The organism is Desulfolutivibrio sp. (assembly GCF_036584575.1).
GTDB lineage: Bacteria > Desulfobacterota > Desulfovibrionia > Desulfovibrionales > Desulfovibrionaceae > Desulfolutivibrio.
This window is the reverse complement of sequence record NZ_JAZHDB010000187.1, coordinates 1-2,546: the sequence shown is the minus strand read 5'-3', so window position 1 is coordinate 2,546 and position 2,546 is coordinate 1. Positions and strand designations below refer to the sequence as shown.

The window sequence follows — 2,546 nt, the reverse complement described above, 5'->3', positions numbered from 1 at the left end:
CCGGGCGCGTCCGGTCCCGGGCCGTCCCCGGCGGGCGGCGGGGGCGCAACGGGCCTGGCCGGGCGGGAAAAGCGGGGCAGCCTAAGAACCGCCCGACGCCACGCCCCGCCCTCGGTGAAGCGGGCCACGCCCCACTTGAGCCAGGACAAAAGGGCCAAGGCCATCCACAGGGACCAGGCCAGCATGGCCAGCCGGTAAAACACCAGCGGCGCGCTGACGACCATGGTGTCCGGGACCATGCCCGCCACCCGGTCGAAGGTGAAGCGCATAAGCCGAGCCGAGGAGCCGTTCCCGGCCACCTGCATGAGGGGATCGCCCAAAAGGCCGCGTTCGATGGCCGTGTACAGGCAGAAAAGCCCGGCCACGGTCAGGGCCGCCAGGCCCGTCTGCATGGCGTTGAAGGCCAGCCAGCCGTCCTTGGGGGCGTAGGTGCGGCGCAGGCCCAGGGCGAACAGCCAGGCCGCCGCCAGCATGGCCTCCGGGGCCGGTATCTGGGACAGGCCCATGGCCAAAAGGAACCACTGCCGCCGGGACAGGGGCGTGGCCTGGAAACCGCCCAGGATCAGCGCCGCCGCCAGGATGAAGGCCAGATAGCTCCAAAATCCCACCACGGGCGAAAGCGGCGTGTCCCCAAAGACGAAAAGCGTCCAGCGGTCCCGGGGCAGCTCGATCTCAACCAGCACGTTGGCCGCCGCATGCCCCAGGTCCACGGCCGGGCCGTGGGCTACAAGGGACATGCCCGCCTCCTGCCGCCAGGTCACCAGCACGTCGTGGGCCCCGGGCTTGAGGGGAAACTCCACCCGGCCGGGGGCCAGTCCGGTGCCTCCGCCAGCGGCGGGATCGCTGCCGTAGGCCGTCTCCCGGCCGTCCACCAGAAGCTTGATCTGCCCGGCATCGGCCGGAAGCGTCAGAACGTGGCGCTGGCCCCTGGCCGCGCGCAGGTGCAGCGACAGGGACGATTCGGCCAGCCGCTCACCCCGGCTGACGCGCAACAGGGCCGAATCGATGGTCAGGGTCTCCCCCGGGGCCGGGCCGGGGCGGACCACGCGCACGGTCAGGGTCTCGCCGGGCCAGGGCCGGTAAACGGGCCGCAGCTGCCCGGCGGGGTCGAAGGTTCGCGACGGCGGCACACCCGACGGGGCCACCTCCCAGATGGGCCAGGGGGCCAGGGTCCAGGTTTCGGTGAAGGGCGCCCCCACGGGGGCCACAAGGGCCAGTTCCGGGGCCACGGCCAGTTTGGACGTGAAGGACAGGCGTTGCTGGTCCGGCTGCAGGGTGGCCAGGGCCTTGCCGCCTGCGGCCTTGACCGTCTCGTCCAGCACGGATTCGCCGGGCGACAGGGGAATCTCGGCCACCACCGCCTCACCCTTCGGGCTTAAGCGGGTCACCTCGGTGACGACGCTCCAGGTCAGGCCCATGGTGATGGTCCGGGAGACGTGCAGAAAGGGGGCGAAACGGGTGGTGGCGGCCGCAGGTTGCCCTTCGGGGCGTATGGCCCCGTCAGGGCCTTGGGCGGCGTCCTTTTTTTCCCGGTCCAGGCGCACGACCTGTTCCGGCGTTCCGTCGGCCGCCAGTCCCCGGACCTGGAAGCCCGGCGCGGCCACGCTGAGGCGGCGGGGCGGCAGGGGCCAGTCCACGGCAAAGGAATCGGCGGTCGGCAGCGGCCCGAACAGGACCACCCGGTGGACGCCAGGGGACAAGAGCAGATGGGTTTCGTCGCCACGGCGCACAAGCTCCCGGGCCGGGGCGTCGTCCAGGCTGACGGTGTCCGGCCGCCAGCCGTCGGACACCCGGGGCAGTGGGGCCGTGGTCCGCGCGGCGGCGTCCAGGCGGACGGCGATGCCCAACCGGCCGTCCGCAACCGTGATGTCCGCCCGGGGGCTGCCCAGACAGGCGGGGAAGCAGGCTGCAGGCTCGGTCAGCCGGGCCTTGTAGGCCTCTAAAAGCTCCTTGGGCGGGAATGCCTGGGCCGACGCCGGTGCGGCGGCCCCCAAAAGGATCGCCAGGACCAGGGCCCCTGCCGTCCCGGCGACGGCGACCGGGGCGACCGGGGCGGCCGGGGGCGCCGGGGCCGTTTCCGGACTGTCCGGCGAAAACATCCTGTCCCGGCGGGCCAGAAGGAACAGGGCGGCCAGGAGCAGGGCGCTGCGGACAAAGGCCAGGATCAGGTTGGCGAAGGGCGGAATGAGCCACAGCCGCACGGTCTGGGTGCGGGACACGGGGCCGTCGAAGGCCAGGCGCAGGGCGTTAAACGACCAGTCCGGCAGCCCGGGACCGGTCTGGATCAGGGCCTCGGGGTCGTCCCTCTGCGCAAAACTGGCGCACCGCACACTCTCCGATGCCGCTTGTGCCGCCTGTTACGAGCACGGAAAGCCCTTGAAAGCGTCGCATCCTGTCAACTCTCTCTTTTGTTGTTGTTGTTGTGTGAGTGTCACTCGCGCGCGCACATCAAAAAAGAAAAAGCCAACTCCATCCAAGCTGGATCTTCTCGGAATGTTCAAGAAGCGCTCTGCGGACGTGCCACGCACGACACCCCTTGTCCGCAG

General features: G+C 70.9%; 1 protein-coding gene and 1 pseudogene. Both read right to left on the bottom strand.

Features of this window, described 5'->3' with window-relative positions; translation table 11 throughout:
* Positions 1 to 2,330: pseudogene (locus V3572_RS13470) on the bottom strand (hypothetical protein); the annotation flags it as partial.
* 27 nt (positions 2,331 to 2,357) lie between these two features.
* Positions 2,358 to 2,546 (bottom strand): hypothetical protein (locus V3572_RS13465; protein ID WP_332111531.1); only part of this gene is annotated, 189 nt, incomplete at its 5' end.